25 protein-coding genes and 1 pseudogene are annotated in these 19,743 nt (G+C 66.4%); 18 read left to right on the plus strand and 8 right to left on the minus strand.

What is annotated here, in order from left to right; translation table 11 throughout:
- Window positions 1-217 precede the first annotated feature (217 nt).
- Window positions 218-2,761 carry a calcium-binding protein gene (locus NBE95_RS06930; RefSeq protein WP_289893173.1) on the plus strand — a complete coding sequence of 848 codons (2,544 nt, stop codon included), beginning with the start codon at window positions 218-220 and terminating at the stop codon, window positions 2,759-2,761.
- A 67-nt stretch (window positions 2,762-2,828) separates the two neighbouring features.
- Here the strand turns inward: NBE95_RS06930 and mdh are convergent, their stop codons facing one another.
- Window positions 2,829-3,791 carry a malate dehydrogenase gene (gene mdh, locus NBE95_RS06935; RefSeq protein ID WP_289893174.1) on the minus strand — a complete coding sequence of 321 codons (963 nt, stop codon included), beginning with the start codon at window positions 3,789-3,791 and terminating at the stop codon, window positions 2,829-2,831.
- Window positions 3,792-3,978: 187 nt separating this feature from the next.
- On the opposite strand from mdh, the gene NBE95_RS06940 reads away from it, so the two are divergent.
- From NBE95_RS06940 to NBE95_RS07000, 13 genes are all read left to right on the plus strand, one after another.
- The gene (locus NBE95_RS06940) at window positions 3,979-4,713 is read left to right on the plus strand and encodes a sulfite exporter TauE/SafE family protein (protein WP_289893175.1); all 735 of its coding nucleotides are present in this window, start codon (window positions 3,979-3,981) and stop codon (window positions 4,711-4,713) included.
- A gap of 80 nt (window positions 4,714-4,793) precedes the next feature.
- Window positions 4,794-5,633, plus strand: a complete 840-nt coding sequence (locus NBE95_RS06945; protein WP_289893176.1) for a CoA ester lyase — start codon at window positions 4,794-4,796, stop codon at window positions 5,631-5,633.
- 45 nt (window positions 5,634-5,678) lie between these two features.
- A complete protein-coding gene (locus tag NBE95_RS06950) occupies window positions 5,679-6,221 on the plus strand; it encodes an NnrU family protein (protein ID WP_289893178.1) in 543 nt (180 codons plus the stop codon).
- Window position 6,222: 1 nt separating this feature from the next.
- The gene (locus NBE95_RS06955; RefSeq protein WP_289893179.1) at window positions 6,223-6,429 is read left to right on the plus strand and encodes a DUF1737 domain-containing protein; all 207 of its coding nucleotides are present in this window, start codon (window positions 6,223-6,225) and stop codon (window positions 6,427-6,429) included.
- Window positions 6,430-6,438: 9 nt separating this feature from the next.
- Entirely contained in the window at window positions 6,439-7,473 is a 1,035-nt protein-coding gene (locus NBE95_RS06960) for a MaoC family dehydratase (protein WP_289893180.1), read from the plus strand.
- Window positions 7,474-7,787: 314 nt separating this feature from the next.
- Complete coding sequence (sdhC, locus tag NBE95_RS06965) at window positions 7,788-8,180, plus strand: succinate dehydrogenase, cytochrome b556 subunit (RefSeq protein ID WP_289893181.1); 393 nt, start codon at window positions 7,788-7,790, stop codon at window positions 8,178-8,180.
- A gap of 16 nt (window positions 8,181-8,196) precedes the next feature.
- Window positions 8,197-8,586 (plus strand): succinate dehydrogenase, hydrophobic membrane anchor protein, encoded by a 390-nt coding sequence (sdhD, locus tag NBE95_RS06970; protein WP_019352759.1) that lies wholly within the window; start codon window positions 8,197-8,199, stop codon window positions 8,584-8,586.
- A gap of 9 nt (window positions 8,587-8,595) precedes the next feature.
- Window positions 8,596-10,398: a succinate dehydrogenase flavoprotein subunit gene (gene sdhA / locus NBE95_RS06975; RefSeq protein WP_289893182.1), complete on the plus strand. Its 1,803-nt coding sequence runs from the start codon at window positions 8,596-8,598 to the stop codon at window positions 10,396-10,398.
- A complete protein-coding gene (locus tag NBE95_RS06980; protein WP_289893183.1) occupies window positions 10,398-10,748 on the plus strand; it encodes a hypothetical protein in 351 nt (116 codons plus the stop codon). The genes sdhA and NBE95_RS06980 overlap by 1 nt, the downstream gene beginning before the upstream one ends.
- Window positions 10,749-10,771: 23 nt before the next feature.
- A complete protein-coding gene (locus NBE95_RS06985; protein WP_289893184.1) occupies window positions 10,772-11,062 on the plus strand; it encodes a hypothetical protein in 291 nt (96 codons plus the stop codon).
- Window positions 11,063-11,131: 69 nt separating this feature from the next.
- The gene (locus NBE95_RS06990; protein WP_289893185.1) at window positions 11,132-11,914 is read left to right on the plus strand and encodes a succinate dehydrogenase iron-sulfur subunit; all 783 of its coding nucleotides are present in this window, start codon (window positions 11,132-11,134) and stop codon (window positions 11,912-11,914) included.
- Between the two features lie 128 nt (window positions 11,915-12,042).
- Window positions 12,043-12,204, plus strand: a complete 162-nt coding sequence (locus NBE95_RS06995; protein WP_289893186.1) for a hypothetical protein — start codon at window positions 12,043-12,045, stop codon at window positions 12,202-12,204.
- Window positions 12,205-12,386: 182 nt separating this feature from the next.
- Entirely contained in the window at window positions 12,387-13,223 is an 837-nt protein-coding gene (locus NBE95_RS07000) for a DUF1989 domain-containing protein (protein ID WP_289893187.1), read from the plus strand.
- An 89-nt stretch (window positions 13,224-13,312) separates the two neighbouring features.
- Here NBE95_RS07000 and NBE95_RS07005 read toward each other — a convergent pair whose 3' ends face one another.
- Window positions 13,313-14,005 (minus strand): metal-dependent hydrolase, encoded by a 693-nt coding sequence (locus NBE95_RS07005; protein ID WP_289893188.1) that lies wholly within the window; start codon window positions 14,003-14,005, stop codon window positions 13,313-13,315.
- A gap of 141 nt (window positions 14,006-14,146) precedes the next feature.
- On the opposite strand from NBE95_RS07005, the gene gatC reads away from it, so the two are divergent.
- From gatC to NBE95_RS07025, 4 genes and pseudogenes are all read left to right on the plus strand, one after another.
- Window positions 14,147-14,434, plus strand: coding sequence for an Asp-tRNA(Asn)/Glu-tRNA(Gln) amidotransferase subunit GatC (gene gatC, locus NBE95_RS07010; RefSeq protein ID WP_289893189.1), 288 nt, complete (start codon window positions 14,147-14,149; stop codon window positions 14,432-14,434).
- Window positions 14,431-15,912, plus strand: a complete 1,482-nt coding sequence (gatA, locus tag NBE95_RS07015) for an Asp-tRNA(Asn)/Glu-tRNA(Gln) amidotransferase subunit GatA (protein WP_289893191.1) — start codon at window positions 14,431-14,433, stop codon at window positions 15,910-15,912. The genes gatC and gatA overlap by 4 nt, the downstream gene beginning before the upstream one ends.
- Window positions 15,913-15,935: 23 nt before the next feature.
- On the plus strand, window positions 15,936-16,505 hold the full coding sequence (locus NBE95_RS07020) for a hypothetical protein (RefSeq protein WP_289893193.1): 570 nt from the start codon (window positions 15,936-15,938) through the stop codon (window positions 16,503-16,505).
- Window positions 16,502-17,077: pseudogene (locus tag NBE95_RS07025) on the plus strand (N-acetylmuramoyl-L-alanine amidase); the annotation flags it as partial. The gene NBE95_RS07020 and the pseudogene NBE95_RS07025, both read left to right, overlap by 4 nt.
- Window positions 17,078-17,323: 246 nt before the next feature.
- Here the strand turns inward: NBE95_RS07025 and NBE95_RS07030 are convergent.
- The 6 genes from NBE95_RS07030 to NBE95_RS07055 form a co-directional block, all read right to left on the minus strand.
- Entirely contained in the window at window positions 17,324-18,346 is a 1,023-nt protein-coding gene (locus tag NBE95_RS07030) for a tyrosine-type recombinase/integrase (protein ID WP_289893194.1), read from the minus strand.
- 23 nt (window positions 18,347-18,369) lie between these two features.
- Entirely contained in the window at window positions 18,370-18,579 is a 210-nt protein-coding gene (locus NBE95_RS07035; RefSeq protein WP_289893195.1) for a hypothetical protein, read from the minus strand.
- A 106-nt stretch (window positions 18,580-18,685) separates the two neighbouring features.
- The gene (locus tag NBE95_RS07040; protein WP_289893196.1) at window positions 18,686-18,907 is read right to left on the minus strand and encodes a hypothetical protein; all 222 of its coding nucleotides are present in this window, start codon (window positions 18,905-18,907) and stop codon (window positions 18,686-18,688) included.
- Window positions 18,908-18,972: 65 nt separating this feature from the next.
- Complete coding sequence (locus NBE95_RS07045) at window positions 18,973-19,176, minus strand: hypothetical protein (protein ID WP_289893197.1); 204 nt, start codon at window positions 19,174-19,176, stop codon at window positions 18,973-18,975.
- Window positions 19,173-19,415 carry a hypothetical protein gene (locus NBE95_RS07050; protein WP_289893198.1) on the minus strand — a complete coding sequence of 81 codons (243 nt, stop codon included), beginning with the start codon at window positions 19,413-19,415 and terminating at the stop codon, window positions 19,173-19,175. Before NBE95_RS07050 ends, NBE95_RS07045 begins: the two co-directional genes overlap by 4 nt.
- Window positions 19,416-19,488: 73 nt before the next feature.
- Window positions 19,489-19,662: an Arc family DNA-binding protein gene (locus NBE95_RS07055; RefSeq protein WP_289893199.1), complete on the minus strand. Its 174-nt coding sequence runs from the start codon at window positions 19,660-19,662 to the stop codon at window positions 19,489-19,491.
- Window positions 19,663-19,743: the final 81 nt, after the last annotated feature.

The raw sequence follows: 19,743 nt of genomic DNA on the forward strand, positions 1-19,743 counted from the left end.
CCTTCGACCCTGCGATCACAAAACCCAGGACAGAGGCTGCCGGCAAGGCCGGCGGGCTCCGGCGGGTGCCGGGTGGGGCGGCCGCGAAACGATTCCCGTGACCTGCGGAAAAGCCTGCCAAAACCCGGCCCCGGCGCGGCATTTCCCTTTGACAAGCGCGACGCGATGGGCGGTATTTCCCGCACCATTCCTTATTTGATTGAACGAGAGACTTCTCATGGCGACCATTAACGGAACCGACGCGGCGGATACCCTTGTGGGAACCGCGGATGCCGATGTCATAAATGCACTCGGCGGCAACGACACCATCACCGGCGGCAGCGGCAACGACACCATCACCGGCGGTAGCGGCAACGACACCATGCATGGCGGTTCTGGCAACGACACCTTCTATATCGTCGGCAGCGATTTCGGCCAGGACGTCTTTGACGGCGGCGACGGTGACGACCGCATCCGGCTGAGCGGCGATGTCACCGTCTCCAGCCTGCTCTTGAACGGCAACCATCTGACCAGCATCGAGACGCTGGACTTCTCGATCTACGATATCCGCGGCACCGGCGGCAACGATGTCTTCGACATCAGCGGCGTCACCTACACGGTGAGCTACGACTGGATCTATCTTTACGATGGCAACGACAGCTTCATCGGCTATGCCGGCAGCGACAAGGTCGATGGCGGCTCGGGGGCGGACACACTGAATGGCGGCGCCGACAACGACTATCTGACCGGCGGCGGCGGCAATGACCGGCTGATCGGCGGCACCGGCGACGATACCTTCTATATCGGCGGCACCGATTTCGGCCACGATGTCTATGACGGCGGCGAAGGCGCGGACCGGATCCGGCTGACCGGGGACGTGACCGTGGCCAGTCTGCAGCTGACCGCCGCCAACGTGATCGGCACCGAGACGCTGGATTTCTCGATCTACGACATCCGCGGCACCGGCGGCAACGATGCCTTCGATATCAGCGGCATCACCTACACCGTCAGCTATGACTGGATCCATCTGTCGGACGGCAACGACAGCTTCATCGGCTATGCCGGCAGCGACGAGGCCGATGGCGGCTCGGGGGCGGATACGCTGAATGGCGGGGCCGGCAGCGACTATCTGACCGGCGGCGGCGGCAATGACCGGCTGATCGGCGGCACCGGCGACGACACCTTCTATATCGGCGGCACCGATTTCGGGCTGGATGTCTATAATGGCGGCGAAGGCGCAGACCGGATCCGGATGACCGGCGATATCACCGTCTCGCGCCTGCAGCTGACCGCCGCCAACGTGATCGGCACCGAGACGCTGGATTTTTCGATCTACGACATCCAGGGCACTGGCGGCAACGATGTCTTCAATATCAGCGGCATCACCTACACCGTCAGCTACGACTGGATCCATCTGTCGGACGGCAACGACAGTTTCGTCGGCTATGCCGGCAGCGACGAGGTCAATGGCGGCTCGGGGGCGGATACGCTGAATGGCGGCGCCGGCAGCGACTACCTGACCGGCGGCACCGGCAATGACCGGCTGATCGGCGGCACCGGCGACGACACTTTCTATATCGGCGGCACCGATTTCGGGCAGGACGTCTATGATGGCGGCGCCGGCGCCGACCGGATCCGGCTGACCAGCGACGTGACCGTGGCCCGGCTGACCCTGACCGCCGCCCAGGTGATCGGCACCGAGACGCTGGACTTCTCGATCTACGATATCGCAGGCACCGGCGGCAACGATGTCTTCGACATCAGCGGCATCCGCCAGACCGTCAGCTATGACACGATCTATCTGCAGGACGGCAACGACATCTTCGTCGGCTATGCGGGCAGCGATTATGTCGATGCCGGGGCCGGGCGTGACCTGCTGTTCGGCGGTGCCGGCAACGACCGGCTGGACGGCGGCGCCGGCATCGACCTGGTCGGCTATGGCGCGGCCGGCGGCGGCGTGCGGGTGAACCTGTCGCTGACCTCGGCCCAGGTCATTGGCGGCGGGCAGGGCACCGATACGCTGACGAATATCGAGAACGTCAACGGCTCGCGCTTTGCCGATGCGATCACCGGCAGCGTGGCGGGCAACGTGCTGAACGGCGCTGCCGGCAACGACGTGCTCAACGGGCTGGGCGGCCATGACCAGCTGTTCGGCGGCCTTGGCAACGACCTGATGAACGGCGGGGTCGGCAACGACCGGCTGGACGGCGGCGCCGGTTTCGATACCGCCGGCTATGGCAATGCCACCGGCGGCATCCGCGTCGACCTGCGGCTGACCACGGCCCAGGCGATCGGCGGCGGCCATGGCAGCGACCTGCTGCTGGGGATCGAGGCGGTGAACGGCTCGAATTACGGCGACCGGCTGGTCGGCAATGGCGTGAACAACCGGCTGAACGGCGGCGGCGGCCATGACCGGCTGGAGGGCTTGGGGGGCAACGACGTGCTGCAGGGCGGCGCCGGCAGCGACACGCTTTTCGGCGGTGTCGGCAATGACGTGGTGACCGGCGGCACCGGCAACGATTTCATGGCCGGCGGCGCCGGGGCGGACGCTTTCGTCTTCGCGGTCGGCAACGGCGTCGACCGGATCACCGACTGGCAGGACGGGCTGGACCGGATCCGCATCGTCTCGGGCAACTGGCAGGGCCAGCGCTACGACGGTTTCGACGACCTGACCGTCACCCAGGCGGGCGGCAATGCCGTGGTCAGCTTCGGCGGCACCTCGATCACCCTGGCCGGGGTGCAGGCGGGGGCGCTGAACGCTTCGGACTTCGTCTTCATCTAAGGCGAGCGCGCAAGAAAAAACCCCGCGGGCGCGACCCGCGGGGTTGTCCGTTCCGGTGCGGTCCGGCTCAGGCCAGGGTGGCGTCGATGCCCTTGCAGGCGGCGACCAGGCCCTTCACCGCGTCGACCGACTTGTCAAACATCGCCTGTTCGTCCTTGTCGAGCTTGATGTCGATCACCTTCTCGATGCCCTTGGCGCCGATCACGGTCGGCACGCCGACATAAAGCCCGTCCAGCCCATAGGCGCCGTCCACATAGGCCGCGCAGGGCAGCACGCGCTTCTGGTCCTTGAGATAGGCTTCCGCCATCTCGATGGCCGAGGTGGCCGGGGCATAGAAGGCCGAGCCGGTCTTCAGCAGGCCGACGATCTCGGCGCCGCCGTCGCGGGTGCGCTGCACGATGGCGTCCAGCTTCTCCTGCGTGGTCCAGCCCATCTTGACCAGGTCGGGCAGCGGGATGCCGGCGACGGTCGAATAGCGGGCCAGCGGCACCATGGTGTCGCCATGGCCGCCCAGCACGAAGGCGGTCACGTCGCGCATCGAGACGCCGAATTCCAGCGACAGGAAGTGGCGGAAGCGCGCCGAATCGAGCACGCCGGCCATGCCGACGACCTTTTCATGCGGCAGGCCCGAGAACTGGCGCAGCGCCCAGACCATGGCGTCCAGCGGGTTGGTGATGCAGATCACGAACGCGTTGGGGGCGTGCTGCTTGATGCCCTCGCCCACGGATTTCATGACCTTGAGGTTGATGCCCAGAAGGTCGTCGCGGCTCATGCCCGGCTTGCGCGGCACACCGGCGGTGACGATGCAGACATCGGCGCCCGCGATGTCGGCATAGTCGTTGGTGCCTTTCAGCACGGCGTCGAAGCCCTCGGACGGGCCCGATTCCGCAATGTCCAGCGCCTTGCCCTGAGGGGTGCCCTCGGCGATGTCGAACAGGACGACGTCGCCCAGTTCCTTCATCGCGGCCAGATGCGCCAGCGTGCCGCCGATCTGCCCCGCGCCGATGAGTGCGATCTTGGGTCGGGCCATGGTAACCTCCGATTTCCATCATGGTTCGGGCGGTGGCCTAGTCCCTTGGAATGGGAATCGCAAGCCTTGCCTGCGGCGCGACGGATGAAATCGCCCCATGTCAAGCGCTAACAGGCAGACCCCTCCTGCGTTGCGGAGCCGCCCGCCCTGGCTTACTGCTGCGTGCAAAGGCCGAAGGAGCGCGCGCATGGACATGCTGGGCTGGGTGCTGGCGGTGGTCGCCGCCTTTTCCATCGGGCTGGCCAAGGGGGGGCTGTCCATGGTCGGCACCATCTCGGTGCCGCTGATGGCGCTGGTCATGTCGCCGGTGCAGGCGGCGGGGATCCTGCTGCCGGTCTATATCGTTTCGGATATCGGCGGGCTGATCGCCTTCCGGCGCGATTTCGACGCCCGGGTGCTGCGGACCGTGGTGCCGGGGGCGATCACCGGCATCGGGCTGGGCTGGGCCACCGCGCGTCACGTCAACGATGCGCAGGTCGGGCTGATCGTCGGGGTGATCGGCCTGGCTTTCGCGTTGAACGCCTTGCTGCGCAGCCATGTGAACGGCAGCGCCCGGCCGCCGCGCTGGGGGGCGGGCAGTCTTTGGGGCGTGGTCTCGGGCTATACCAGCTTCGTGTCGCATTCCGGGGCGGCGCCCTATCAGGTCTATGCCCAACCGCTGCGCATGACGCCGATGACCTATGCCGGGACCACGACCATCTTCTTTGCCATCTGCAATGCGGTGAAGCTGATTCCCTATGCGATGCTGGGCCAGCTTTCGGCGCATAACCTGGCGGTGGCGGCGGTGCTGATGCTGCCCGGCGTGCTGGGGGTGCTGGCCGGGCTGTGGCTGGTCAGGCGCATGTCGCCGCGCGTCTTCTACGGCTTCATCACCTGGGCGCTGATGCTGGTTTCGGCCAAGCTGATCTGGGACGGGATCTGATGCCGCAGCGCGGCAAATGAGTGCTTGCGATTCGGGTCGTTTCCGGGCAGTTTCGCGCAAGATTATTACGCGAGGCCCCGATGACCCGTCCCTACCGCTCCGTCCTCTATATTCCGGCCGCCAATCCGCGGGCCATGGAAAAGGCCCAGACGCTGGCGGCCGATGCGATCATCTTCGATCTCGAGGACGCGGTGGCGCCGTCGGGAAAGCTCGCCGCGCGTGAGCTTCTGGCCAAGGCGCTGCTGGCCGATTACGGCGGCCGGGCCCGGATCGTGCGTATCAATGGCCTGGACACCGAATGGGGCGAGGGCGATGCCCGCGCCTTTGCCGCCGGCGCCGATGCGGTGCTGGTGCCCAAGGTCAGCCGCGGCGCCGATCTGGACCGGGTGGCGGCGCTGGTGCCCGATACGCCGCTTTGGGCGATGATGGAGACGGCGGCAGGGATGCTCAACGCCGCCGAGATCGCCGCGCATCCGCGCCTGCAGGGCATGGTCATGGGCACCAATGACCTGGCCAAGGAACTGAACAGCCGCTTCCGTGCCGACCGGTTGCCGATGATGCCGGGGCTGGGCCTGTGCCTGCTTGCAGCGCGGGCGCATGGCCGGGTGATCGTCGACGGCGTCTTCAACGCCTTCAAGGACGAGGATGGCCTGCGCGCCGAATGCGAACAGGGCCGCGACATGGGTTTCGACGGCAAGACGCTGATCCACCCGGCGCAGCTGGCCATCGCCAACGAGGTTTTCGCGCCCTCGGCCTCGGAGGTGGCACTGGCCCGCCGTCAGATCGAGGCCTTCGACGAGGCCAGCGGGCAGGGCAGGGGCGTCGCGGTGGTGGACGGCAAGATCGTCGAGAACCTGCATGTCGAGACGGCGCGGGCCACATTGGCCAAGGCGGCGGCGATTGCCGAACTGGCAGGGTGATGGCAAAGTAAAGGCCATTAACATCCAGCGGAAAGGAATAGCCAGATGTTGATCCTGATCCTTGGCCTCGCCCTGTGGTGGGGTGCGCATCTGCTCAAGCGCCTGGCGCCGCAAGCCCGCGCCCGGCTGGGCCGTGGCGGCGTCGCGGGGCTGCTGCTGCTGTCGGTGGTGCTGATGGTGGTCGGCTATCGCATGACCGACGGGCCCTATTGGTGGGGTGCCTCGGCGCCGCTCAAGGGCGTCAACAACCTGCTGGTGCTGGCGGCGTTTTACCTGTTCGCCGCCAACGGCATGAAGACCCGCATCACCCGCCGCCTGCGGCATCCGCAACTGACCGGCTTCGCGCTCTGGGCCTTTGCGCATCTCGTGCCGAACGGCGACCTGCCCAGCTTCGTGCTGTTCGGCGGCCTGCTGCTTTGGGCGCTGGTCGAGATGGCGGTCATCAACCGCGCCGAGCCGCGCTGGACCCCGCCCGCCGGACCGTTCCCGGTCCGCAAGGAGGCGATGGCGGTGGTCGGCGCGCTGGTCGTCATGCTGGTCGTGGGGCTGATTCACGCCTGGCTGGGCTATAATCCCTTTGGAGGCTGACATGCCGAAGATCTATCGCCTGCTGACCGAGGACGACACCTCGGCCTTCTGCCACAAGGTCAGCGAGGCGCTGGCGAAAGGCTGGGCGCTGCATGGCGCCCCGGCCTATGCCTTCGACGCGGCGCGCGGCGTGATGCGCTGCGCCCAGGCCGTCACCAAGGAGATCGAGGCCGACTATCACCCCGAGATGAAACTGGGCCAACAGTAAGGGACCGTCATGAGCAAGACCAATCCGGGCCGCTTCTTCGAGGATTACCACATCGGCCAGGTGATCCGCCATGCCGTCCCCCGCACCGTGGCCGAGGGCGAGCGCGCGCTGTACCACGCGCTCTATCCGGCGCGGCACGCGCTTTATTCCTCGGACGAGTTCGCGGCGGCCTCGGGGCTGGAGGGCAGCCCGATGGACGACCTGATCGCTTTTCACATCGTCTTCGGCAAGACGGTGCCGGATATCAGCCTGAACGCCATCGCCAATCTGGGCTATGCCGAGGGCCGCTGGCTGAAGCCGGTCTGGCCGGGCGATACGCTGCGTTCGGAATCCGAGGTGATCGGCCTGCGCGAGAACTCGAACGGCAAGTCCGGCGTGGTCTATGTGCGCACGCGCGGGCTGAACCAGCTCGACGAGGTGGTGCTGGAATATGTGCGCTGGGTCATGGTGCGCAAGCGCGACGCCGCCGCCCCGGCGCCCGAGCCGGTGGTGCCGGAGCTGGCGAAGGCGGTCGCGCCCGCCGATCTGGTGGTGCCCGAGGGCATGGATTTCGCCCAATACGATTTCGATCTGGCCGGCGAGCCGCATCGCTGGGGCGACTACCAGGTCGGCGAGATCATCGACCATGTCGATGGCGTCACCGTCGAGGAGGCCGAACACATGCTGGCCACCCGGCTGTGGCAGAACACCGCCAAGGTGCATTTCGACGTGACGGCGCGCGAGGACGGCAAGCGGCTGATCTATGGCGGCCATGTCATCAGCATGGCCCGCGCGCTCAGCTTCAACGGGCTGGCCAATGCGCAGATGATCGTGGCGCTGAACGGCGGCGCCCATGCCAATCCCTGCTTTGCCGGCGACACCATCCGCGCCTGGTCCGAGGTGCTGGACAAGGCCGACACCCATGCGCCGGGCATCGGCGCGATCCGTCTGCGGCTGGTCGCCCACAAGGGCCCGGCCGGTGATCAGGTGCTGAAGACCGGGGACGGCAAATACCCGCCGCAGGTGCTGCTGGACCTGGATTACTGGGCCCTGATGCCGAAATGACCGGCCCGCAGCGCCACGTCCGACGGTTGACGAATCGGCCCGCTGCCCGGGCGGAACATGACAGAAACTCTCGGCCATCCGGGCGGACCGGCCGAGTCCGGCGTGAGACCGGCATCATTTCCGCTGTCGGGAAGGATCGTGTGATCACAGCCGGCGTTTGCGTGATCACAAAACCGGAAAATCTTCCGCATATCCGGCTTCGGTCTGGTTTCCGCCCGTGACAGATGCAACAAGACGGCTAAAAGCAAACCAAATTTCGGCCAGCCCTCGCCGCCAGCCGTCGCGTGCGGGGCCTGAACGCAGGAGAGCGCATCATGGCTGACGTCAACCGGGGCAACCGGCCACTGTCACCGCATCTGCAGGTCTATCGCCTGCCACTTGCCGCAATCACCTCGATCATGACCCGCATCACCGGACACGCCCTGGTCGCCGGGATCGTGCTGATCGTCTGGTGGCTGGTCGCCGCCGTGGCCTCGCCCGGCGCCTTCGCCTGCGCCGACTGGGTGGTGCGGTCCTGGCTCGGCTTCATCATCCTGACCGGCTCGATGTGGGCGCTGTGGTATCACCTGCTCGCCGGGCTGCGCCATCTGTTCTACGATGCCGGCTACGGGCTCGAGATCCGGCAGGCCGAGCGGTCCAGCCAGGCGCTGATCGCCGGTTCGGTCGTGCTGGCCGTGCTGACGCTGATCATCTTCTTCGCGTTCTGAGGAAAGGGCAGGGATCATGCGTTACATCACCCCCCGCAAAGCCGCCGAAGGCCTTGGCTCGGCCCATGAAGGCACCCAGCATCACTGGGCCATGACCGTCAGCGCCGTGGCGCTGACCGTGCTGACGCCATTGTTCATGATCGTCGTCGCCCGCGCCATCGGCCTGCCGCACGAGCAGTTCCTGGCCTATTTCGGCCGGCCCTTCCCGGCGCTCATCACCGCGCTGTTCGTGATCGTGGGCATGGTCCACTTCATCAAGGGCACGCGGATCATGATCGACGACTATTTCCAGGGTGGCACGCGCAAGGCGGCCATCATCTTTTCCGTCATCTTCGGCTGGGCGGTGATCGCCGCCGCCGTCTATGCGCTGGCCCGGATGGGTCTTGGCGCGATCGTCGTCGTCTGAGGTTCCGCCATGGCTGCTTACAAATACGAAACGCACGAATACGATGTCGTGGTCGTCGGAGCCGGCGGCGCGGGCCTGCGCGCGACGCTGGGCATGGCCGAACAGGGGTTGCGCACCGCCTGCGTGACCAAGGTGTTCCCGACCCGCTCGCACACGGTCGCGGCGCAGGGCGGCATCGCCGCCAGCCTGTCGAACATGGGCCCCGACAACTGGCAGTGGCACATGTATGACACCGTCAAGGGCTCGGACTGGCTGGGCGACACCGACGCCATGGAATATCTGGCGCGCGAGGCCCCGAAGGCGGTCTACGAGCTGGAGCATTACGGCGTGCCGTTCAGCCGCACCGAGGAGGGCAAGATCTATCAGCGTCCCTTCGGCGGCCACACCACCGAATTCGGCGAAGGCCCGCCGGTGCAGCGCACCTGCGCCGCCGCCGACCGCACCGGCCACGCCATCCTGCACACGCTCTATGGCCAGTCTCTGAAGGAAAAGGCCGAGTTCTTCATCGAATATTTCGCCCTCGACCTGATCATCACCGACGGCGCCTGCACCGGCGTGGTGTGCTGGAAGCTGGACGACGGCACCATCCATGTCTTCAACGCCAAGATGGTGGTGCTGGCGACCGGCGGCTATGGCCGCGCCTATTTCAGCGCCACCTCGGCCCATACCTGCACCGGCGACGGCGGCGGCATGGTGGCGCGCGCCGGCCTGCCGCTTCAGGACATGGAATTCGTGCAGTTCCACCCGACCGGCATCTACGGCTCGGGCTGCCTGATCACCGAGGGCGCGCGCGGCGAAGGCGGCTACCTGACCAACTCGGAAGGCGAGCGGTTCATGGAACGCTATGCCCCGACCTACAAAGATCTGGCGTCCCGCGACGTGGTCAGCCGCTGCATCACCATCGAGATCCGCGAAGGGCGCGGCGTCGGCCCGCACAAGGATCACATGTTCCTGAACCTGATGCACCTGCCGCCGGAAAGCCTGGCCGAACGGCTGCCGGGCATCAGCGAATCGGCGAAGATCTTCGCCGGCGTCGATGTCACGCGCGAGCCGATCCCGATCCTGCCGACCGTGCATTACAACATGGGCGGCATCCCCACCAACTATTGGGGCGAGGTGCTGAACCCGACCGAGGAGAGCCCCGACGCGGTGTTCCCCGGCCTGATGGCGGTGGGCGAGGCCGGCTGCGCCTCGGTCCATGGCGCGAACCGGCTGGGCTCGAACTCGCTGATCGACCTGGTGGTCTTCGGCCGCGCCGCGGCGATCCGCGCCGGCCAGGTGATCGACCGCAAGGCGGCGATCCCCTCGACCAACAAGGAACAGGTGGACAAGGCGCTGGACCGCTTCGACAGCATCCGCAACGCCAATGGCGCGGTGCCGACGGCCGAGCTGCGGCTGGAGATGCAGCGCACCATGCAGGCCGACGCCGCGGTGTTCCGCACCGACAAGACCCTGGCCGAGGGCGTCGAGAAGATGACGCGCATCGCCGCCAAGATGGACGATCTCAAGGTCACCGACCGCAGCCTGATCTGGAACAGCGACCTGATGGAATCGCTGGAACTGACCAACCTGATGCCCAACGCGCTGGCCACCATCGTCGGCGCCGAGGCGCGCAAGGAAAGCCGCGGCGCCCATGCCCACGAGGACTGGCCCGAGCGGGATGATGCCAACTGGCGCAAGCACTCGCTTGCCTGGGTCGAAGGCAACGATGTTAAACTGGCCTATCGGCCCGTTCATCTTGAACCCCTGACGACCCAGGACGAGGGCGGGATCGACCTGAAAAAGATCGCACCCAAAGCGAGGGTTTATTGATGCGTCTTCCCCTGATCCTGACCGCCGCCGCGCTGGCCCTTTCGGGCTGCGTGGTGCAGAATCCCGGCATGGCACCCGCCCCCGGGCCGGTTCCGCCGATCGCCACCCCGGCGCCCGATGCGGCCGTCCGCTCCTCGGCCCGGGTGGTCGTGAACCGCGAGATGGCCCGGCGCCTGCCCGGCGCCAATGTCGCGCCCTATACCGATTGCGTGATGCAGAACGCGACCACGGCCGAACTGGCCGGCATCGCCGACAGCGCCAATGCCAGCGGCGCCGTCGCGGCCATCGTCGGCCGTCCGGCGACCTCGCAATGCATCGCCGGCGCCGCCGCCGCGGCCAAGCGGGCGTGATGCCGGGGGCGCGGCGCGTTCTGATGGCTTTGGCCCCGGCGATGCTGGGCCTGGCCGCCTGCGCGCCGCTGCCCGTCGACCAGGCCGAGCGCATCTGCCGCGACAGCGCGCGCGACGCGCTTGGCCCCCGGACCCGGGCCGGCTTCGGCGTCGGCTCCGAAGGCGTGCGGGGCGACTTCATCGAGGTCGGCATCTCGTCCGACTATGTCATGGGTCGCGATCCGTCGCAGATTTTCCAGGAATGCGTGCAGCGCCGCTCGGGCCAGATGCCGACGCGGCCGCTCTACGAACAACCCGGCTGGAGGGCGCGCTGACGCCCCGGCCCAAGCCCACCGCATGACGGGCCGTCGCAAGGCGGCGCTCTGACCACCAGGAGTTACCCAATGGTCCAACTTACCCTTCCCAAGAACAGCCGCATGCGGGTCGGCAAGACCTGGCCGAAGCCGGCGGGCGCCAAGAATGTCCGCCGCTTCAATATCTATCGCTGGGACCCGGATACCGGGGAAAACCCGCGCATCGACACCTATTTCATCGACCTGGACACATGCGGGCCGATGGTGCTGGACGCGCTGATCAAGATCAAGAACGAGATCGACCCGACCCTGACCTTCCGCCGCTCCTGCCGCGAGGGGATCTGCGGTTCCTGCGCGATGAACATCGACGGCGGCAACCACCTCGCCTGCATCTTCGGCATCGACGAGGTCAAGGGCAAGGATGTGAACATCTATCCGCTGCCGCATATGCCGGTGGTCAAGGACCTGGTGCCGGACCTGACGCATTTCTATGCCCAGCACGCCTCGGTCCAGCCCTATCTGATCACCGAGACGCCGACCCCGGACAAGGAATGGCGCCAGTCGATCGAGGACCGCAAGAAGCTGGACGGTCTCTATGAATGCGTGATGTGCGCCTCGTGCTCGACCGCCTGCCCGAGCTACTGGTGGAACGGCGACCGCTATCTGGGCCCGGCGGCCTTGCTGCACGCCTATCGCTGGATCATCGACTCGCGCGACGAGGCCACGGGCGAGCGGCTGGACGCGCTCGAAGACCCGTTCAAGCTCTACCGCTGCCACACGATCATGAATTGCACCAATACCTGCCCCAAGGGCCTGAACCCGGCCAAGGCCATCGCCTCGATCAAGCATATGATGGTGGATCGGATCGTCTGATCTGCAGGCCGGTCATGGCCGGTATGCCATGACATACCGATTGACGCCGCGTCGCAGAACTGGATTTTTCTGCGTCGCGGCGTTATCTTTTCGGCGGGGAGAGCACAATGCGACCCGGAGATTCCCAGATGACATCCCAAGCCGAAACCCGGAAACCGACCGCCAACCTGACCATGCTGAAACCGGCCAAGGCCGAGAGCCGTGCCGCCCTGGCCGTTCTCGAGCAGATGTATGGCTATTTCAGCTTCGACCCGCTGCCGCTTGAAGCCGACATTCGCCGCGCCGCCTGAGGCCCGGTCACCCGCCCGCGTCTCGCGGGCCTTCCGGCGCGGCTTCCCGGCCGCGCTTTTGTTTTTTGGGTATTTGGACAACAGAGAAGCCGGCAAGGCGGCGCCTCGCTTCTCTGTTGTCCAAATACCCATGGGGCAGCGCGCGCTTGCGCTGCCGTGGACGCGCGCATAGCATCCGCGCCATGATCCGAACCATTCCCGAAGACGCCGCCGAGCGCCGAGCCGTCCGCCCGGTCATCTGTTATCCGAACCACACGCTTCCCGACCCGGACCTGCTCGGTTTGCAGGCGGTGCGCCTGACCGCCCGCAAATCCGGCGAATGCCTGGTGCCGCCGCGCGAGGCGCGCTGTTTCCATGTCCCGGCCGGGCATTTCTTCCGCATCACCAGCGTCGAGGGGCCGCAGGTCGGCGATCTGAACCTGTGGTCCGCCGCCGATCCGCGCGAGCGGTTCTATTCCGGCAAGACCCGGGCGCTGCATGGCACGCATCTGACGCGCGGCGACCGCATGTGGTCGAACTTTCCCAACCTGCGCCCGCTGGCCACCGTGACCGAGGACACGCTGGAATGGTACGGCATCGACGAATATGGCGGCTCGGTCCATGACGTGATCGGCACGCGCTGCGATCCCTATACCCATCGCCTGCTGCACGGGCAGGATTACCACCATTGCTGCCATTCCAACCTGGTCAACGCGCTGATGGCCGAACTGGGTCTGCCGCGCGCCGAGGCCGAGCCGCTGGTGCATGACGTGCTGAACGTCTTCATGTGCACCGGATTCACCCGCGACACCGGGCAGTATTTCATGAAGGCGAGCCCGGTGCGCCCCGGCGACCATATCGAGTTCTTCGCCGAGATCGACCTGATCGGCGGGCTGTCCGCCTGTCCGGGCGGCGATTGCGGCAGCGAGCATTCCAGCGACGCCGCCGCCTGCCATCCGCTGCTGGTCGAGATCTTCGCGCCGGCCCGGCCCGCGGCGCGCGCGCAGCCCCGCCCCAGCGGCTATCGCTGGCCCGAGTAGCGTTTCGGCCATGCGCCCGAAGGGCTGCAGCGGCTTGATCCCGCGCATGTCCGGGCGCAAAGCCCGCAGCGGCTTGCGCCGGAAACGCGTCAGAGCGTGATCGGCCGCATCACCTCGGGCTCGATCACCTGCACGCCGGGCAGGCCGGCCTTCAGCGGTTCGGCATCCTGCGCCAGCAGCGGGAAGGTCCGGTAGTGGCAGGGGATCACGGTCTTGAAGTCGAAATATTTCCGCGCCGCCCAGGCCGCGCGTTCCATGTCCATGGTGAAATGCCCGCCGGCGCAGAGAATGCCGATATCGGGCCGATGGTATTCGCCCATCCATTCCATGTCGGCCATGATGTCGGTATCGCCCGAGACATAGATCACATGCCCTTCGCCGGCGATCATGTAGCCGGATTCGTGACCGGCATAGACCGGCCCCTCGTTGCCGTCGAAGGACGAGCTATGGCTGGCATTGACCATCGTCACCTTGGCGCCGCCCAGATCGACGGTGCCGCCCTTGTTGAAGCCGATGCCCTCGATGTCCTGATGCGTCTGCCAGGTGTTGATCAGGTCGTAGATGCCGACCACCGGGATCTTCAGCTCGCGCGCGATCGACAGCGTGTCTCCGGTATGGTCGCCATGGCCATGAGTCAGCAGGACATGGGTGGCGCCGCGGATCGCCTCGTCCCGCCTGTCCTCGGGGAACATCGGGTTGCCGGAGAGCCAGGGGTCGATCAGGATCACCGCCTGTTCGATCTCCAGCCGGAAGCCGGAATGGCCAAGCCAGGTCAGTTTCATCGGAAGGCTCCTTTGCTTGCGTTGCCGCATCCTGCCAAGCCGGGCGGCGGGCGTAAAGTTCCGCCGCAAGTTCCGCCCGCGCGGTGCTTGCCCCGCCCCGGCCGCCCCGGTAAAACCCGGCGCAAGCGAAAGGAGCCTCTCATGGCGATCACCGAGGACGAAGCCCGCAAGGTCGCGCATCTGGCGCGGATTGCGGTCAAGGACGCCGACCTGCCCGCGCTGGCGCAGGAGCTGAACGGCATCCTGCATTTCATGGAACAGCTGAACGAGGTCGATGTCGAAGGCGTGGAGCCGATGACCGGCGTCGAACCGATGCGCCTCAAGCGCCGCCAGGACGTCGTCACCGATGGCGAGATGCAGGAGCTGATCCTGAAGAACGCGCCCGATGCGCGCGAGGGCTTCTTTGCCGTGCCGAAGGTGGTGGAATGAGCGATCTGAACAAACTGACCATCTCGGCCGCCCGCGACGGGTTGCGCAAGGCCGAGTTCACCAGCGCCGAGCTGACCGAAGCCTGTCTGGGCGCCATCGAGGCGGCGGGCGCGCTGAACGCCTATTCCCACAAGACCCCGGAAAAGGCGCGCCAGATGGCTGAGGCGGCCGACAAGCGCATCGCGGCCGGCGAGGCGCCGGCCATGTGCGGCATCCCGCTGGGCATCAAGGACCTGTTCTGCACCAGGGCAGTGCCCTCGCAGGCGGCCAGCCGGATCCTCGAAGGCTTCCTGCCGCAATATGAATCGACGGTGACGCAGAATCTGTGGGATGCGGGCGCGGTGATGCTGGGCAAGCTCAGCATGGACGAATTCGCCATGGGATCCTCGAACGAAAGCGCCTGCTACGGCCCGGTGGTGAACCCGTGGAAGGTGGACGAACGCCGGCTGACGCCGGGCGGCTCCTCGGGCGGTTCGGCGGCGGCGGTGGCCGCCGACCTGTGCCTGGCCGCGACCGGCACCGATACCGGCGGCTCGATCCGCCAGCCGGCGGCCTTCACCGGCACGGTGGGGCTGAAGCCGACCTATGGCCGGGTCAGCCGCTGGGGGGTGATCGCCTTCGCCAGCTCGCTGGACCAGGCCGGGCCGATGACGAAATCGGTGCGCGACGCCGCGATCATGCTGGGCGCCATGGCCTCGGTCGATCCCAAGGATTCGACCAGCGCCGAGCGCGCGGTGCCCGATTACGAGGCGGCGCTGACCGGCGACATCCGCGGCAAGCGCATCGGCATTCCGCGCGAATACCGCATGGAGGGCATGTCTGAGGAGATCGACGCGCTGTGGCACCAGGCGGCCGAGATGCTGCGCGATGCCGGCGCGGAAGTTGTAGATATCAGCCTGCCGCATACAAGATATGCGCTTCCGGCCTATTATGTCATCGCCCCGGCCGAGGCTTCCTCGAACCTGGCGCGCTATGACGGGGTGCGCTACGGCCGCCGCGCGAAGCTGGGTGCCGGCGACGGCGTCGTCGAGATGTATGAAAAGACCCGTGCCGAAGGCTTCGGCCCCGAGGTGCAGCGCCGGGTGATGATCGGCACCTATGTGCTGTCGGCGGGCTTCTACGACGCCTATTACAACCGCGCCCGCAAGGTGCGGGCGCTGATCAAGCGCGACTTCGACCAGGCCTATGCCGAGGGCATCGACGCGATCCTGACCCCGGCCACCCCCAGCGCCGCCTTCGGCCTGGGCGAGATGGCGGGCAAGGATCCGGTCGAGATGTATCTGAACGACGTCTTCACCGTGACCGTGAACCTTGCCGGGCTGCCGGGCATCTCGGTGCCGGTGGGGCTGGACAAGCAGGGCCTGCCGCTGGGCATGCAGCTGATCGGCCGCCCCTGGGACGAGGGCAACCTGTTGAACCTTGCGCAGGCCCTCGAATCTGCGGCAGGCTTCACGGCGAAACCCTCGCGCTGGTGGTGACCGGCTTCAAACGGGAGAGACCGATGCGGAACCTGGCGATCCTGGGCCTTGCCCCGCTGCTGGCGCTGGCGGCCTGCGGCGAGAATACCGGCTGGAACCCGAATTACAGCGCCATGCACAATGGCTCGCGCTATGCCGAATACCTTCAGCAGCGCGAGATCGCGCTGCAGGGCAGGGGACCGGTGCCGGCGGCAATTCCCGTGCAATTGCCGGTGCAGGCGCCGACCGCCGCCGATATCGCCGGCACGCCGGCGAAACGGGCGGGGACGACGACCGTGCGCGCCCCGGCCCCCGCGGCGGTTCCGGCCAATGCGCAGGTCGCCGCCACCGGCCCCTATCCCGGCTCGACCCCGGTGCTGGTGCGTTACGCGCATCAGGAAACCCAGGCGCGGGGCACGCGGAAATATCAGCGCAGCGGTGGCTCCGAATCGGCGGCGGCGCGGACTTGCCGCGGCTATGCCGGCGCCGATGCGGCGCAGACCGCCTTCATCGCGGCGGGCGGGCCGGTGATCGACCCGCGCGGACTGGACCCCGACGGCGACGGCTTCGTCTGCGGCTGGGATCCGCGCCCCTTCCGCCAGCCCCGGCTTTGAGCCTTTCGCCCAATCACGGCGACCGGCGCGGGCAGGTTCCGTCGCTGGTGGTGATCCATTACACCGGCATGGCGGACGCGGTCTCGGCCCGCGCCCGGCTCTGCGATCCCGGGGCCGAGGTCAGCGCGCATTGGCTGATCCACGAGGATGGCCGGACCGAGCCGCTGGTGCCCGAGCCGCGCCGTGCCTGGCATGCCGGGGCCGGATCCTGGCAGGGGCGCGAGGACGTGAATTCGCGCAGCATCGGCATCGAGCTGGCCAATCCCGGCGACCGACCCTTCCCCGAGCCGCAAATGGCGGCGCTGGAGGCGCTGTTGCGCGGCATCATGGCGCGCTGGCCGATCGGGCCCGCCGGCGTGATCGCGCATTCCGACCTGGCGCCGGGCCGCAAGATCGACCCCGGCCCGCGCTTCGACTGGCGGCGGCTGGCCTTGCAGCGGCTGGCGCTCTGGCCGGACGGCGCGGCCGAAGACCGGCCGCTGGCCGATAGCCTGACCCGCATCGGCTATCCCGAACACCCGGCGCGGCTCGCCGCCTTCCGCCTGCGCTTCCGCCCCTGGGCCTGCGGCCCCGAGGACGCCACCGATCGCCGGCTGGCCGCGGCGCTGGCCGACCATCCGCTTCTTCGTTGCCGAAATACCCCGCAGGGGAAGGCCGCCGCGCCAGCGGCGGACGGGGGACGCGCAGTCCTTTGCACCGTCATTCCCGTTCCTGCCTTCATCTGCAAATATACAGTTGTTTTTGCTTCATTTCTTTCAATGTCGTTGCGCATCATCTTTCGCCGCCTCTGACCTGTAGCCCACAGCGTGAGCCCACTTTCATGTTTCGTTTTTGTTTCGTTCGCGCTTGGTCTGCGCGCTGCGGGACAGCTTCTTCTTGTCAGCGAGCCTTCGGTAGTAGGCGACCGTCTTGGCCGACTGTCCCGTCACCGCTTGGATCTCCGCATCGCCAGCACCGCCTTCGGCCAACTCGATGCAGGCGAGCTTGCGCAGGCCGTGCAGGGTGTATTCCTGCGCCGCATCGCCCAGCGTCTTGCGCCAGGTCCTGAATGCCTTCTCAACAGAATCGTAACCCTTCCCCTCGGTCAGGTTCTTCGCCACCAGATGGGTGCCCTGCTTGCGCAGAGAGGCCACGAAAGCCCGTAGCCGGGGCGGGCAATACACCTCGAACCGATCCTTGCCCTTCTCGTCCCAAACCCACATCCATTCGCCCGAGAAATCGTCGTAGCGCATCATGATGGCAGCGTTGGGGCGCTGGCCGGTGCCAAGGATCAGTTCACAGGCCACCCGCACGTCATGGGGCGCCTCGGCCAGCTTCCCGACCAGCCATTCAGGCCAGGGCAGGAATTCTCGGGTGGTGCCGTAAAGCTCCAGCCCTTCTGCGGGGTTTTCTCCCAGCGGCCAGTCGAGCTTGTTCTTGGCATAGTTCCACAGCAGGCGAATGACCTGCAAATGATGATCGGCCTTCCGAGGTGTGGCCGACAACTTGTCGTGGAGCGCACGGACATGCGCGCGGGTGGTCTGGCGAACATCCTTGTCGGCGTTCTTCTCTAGCAGCGCATCCATCGTGCGGCGATAGCTGCGCTTCGTGCCATCGCTTAGACGATTCTGCACCCTAGGGTCGGAACGCCATGCAATGACCAGCGCTCGCCAGCTGGTGGCCGGTGCCGGGGGCTTCTGCCGGGGATGCTGCCCGCGCTCGCACAGCCAATACAGACGGTCCAGCTCGGCCAGATCACCTTTCCAGTCCAGAGTAACGACACGCTCCCGGCGTTTGCCGTTCTCGGTCCACGTAATGCGATGGCGGGGCGTATCAACGCCCCGCACGTTCTTCCATTCCAAGCGCGGCTTTTCCGGTCGGCGCGTCACAGCTCAAGCCCTCCATCCGGTCGCGCCAGCCTGCCGGCCCGCAGGTTGCGCAGATGATCGGTTTCCCAGCGCATCACACCAGGGGCTATTTCCTCGCCCCTGGGCAGGTGTCCGGCTTTGACCAACTCTCGGAACTCTGCCGGCTTCATATCCAGCAGCGCTGCAGCCGTCTTTTCCGACGCGAGGAAGGGTGTAAGAGATTTCATATCTATACCTCCCTGCGCCGCAACGGTTCGCCACGCCGCCATGCCGTCGCCGGCTCAAACAGGTAATTCAGATTGAACCCAAGGCGAACCGCCGCGCGAGCAATGATCACGCGGAGAGGCATTCCGAACCCTCCTCGCTAGTTGCCGGCTTGTCGCGCCAGATGCCGCGCTTAGCCTCACGCTGCAACGCATCCACGCCGGCATAAGCTCGCACCACGCAGGCGTTCAGGATTTCCAGCACCGTCGCCACCTCATTGGCAATGCGCTCGGCATTGTTTCCGTCCGCATCCATGAGGGCACAATGGGCAGCCGAGAGCAGGTCCAGCATGCGGTCAAGGATCGACGTAGCATTGTCAGCCGGATCATCCCTGCAAAGCAGATCAGCAAAATCCCTCATGCCGCCACCTCGAACCGTTGGGGCGTATCGAGGCCATGCGCGATAGCGCTGGTGATCGAGGAAAGCGTTTGTGCGATCTCCATGCTGGTTTCCCGAAATTCGGCATCGTCCGCCAGCGCGTTCAGCGCATCGGCCAGCGCCTGCGCCTTCACCGCAAAGGAGTGCAGGCGGGCGAGGTGGGCTTCCAGAGCCGGGCTCATGGCAGCACCTCCTGCGCAAGATCAAGGCGGCCGCCGGCCACACCAAGGGACGACAGGGCAACGCCGATCACCTCGGCCACCGCGTCCGCTTCCCGTGTTTTCATACCCTCCATGAGAAGATGAGCCGCGAACAGCAGGTTCGAAACCTGTTGCATATCGTCCCGGGCGTCAGTGATATGCGCGCTCGCTCTCAGCATGGGCGAGGGATTGATTTTCGTCTCGGGTTGCGCCATGGTCATGGGCAAGATCCTTTCTGCTATGTTTGGATTTTCAGAGACCGTCAGGGTGGCCGCCCAGGCGGTCTCGCTCGTTTCAGGTTTGGGCATCAGAATCTTCCAGCGCCCGCTGCAGGATCATCACGACATGGGTGTTGAATGAACGCCCGGCCCTGATCGCCTGGATCTTCACCTCATCGCGCACAGCGCGGGGAAGACGTAGTGACGTCGCAGCCACATCTCCCTCATTTCGCCGTTGGATCGTGGTCATGTGGCTCCTCACAGTGTATCGCCTAGTGCGATAGTGCAGTTATCGCCTGATGATATCATTGCGTCAACGCCTATTTATCGC

The sequence above is a fragment of the Paracoccus sp. TOH genome (assembly GCF_030388245.1).
Classification (GTDB): Bacteria; Pseudomonadota; Alphaproteobacteria; order Rhodobacterales; family Rhodobacteraceae; genus Paracoccus; species Paracoccus simplex.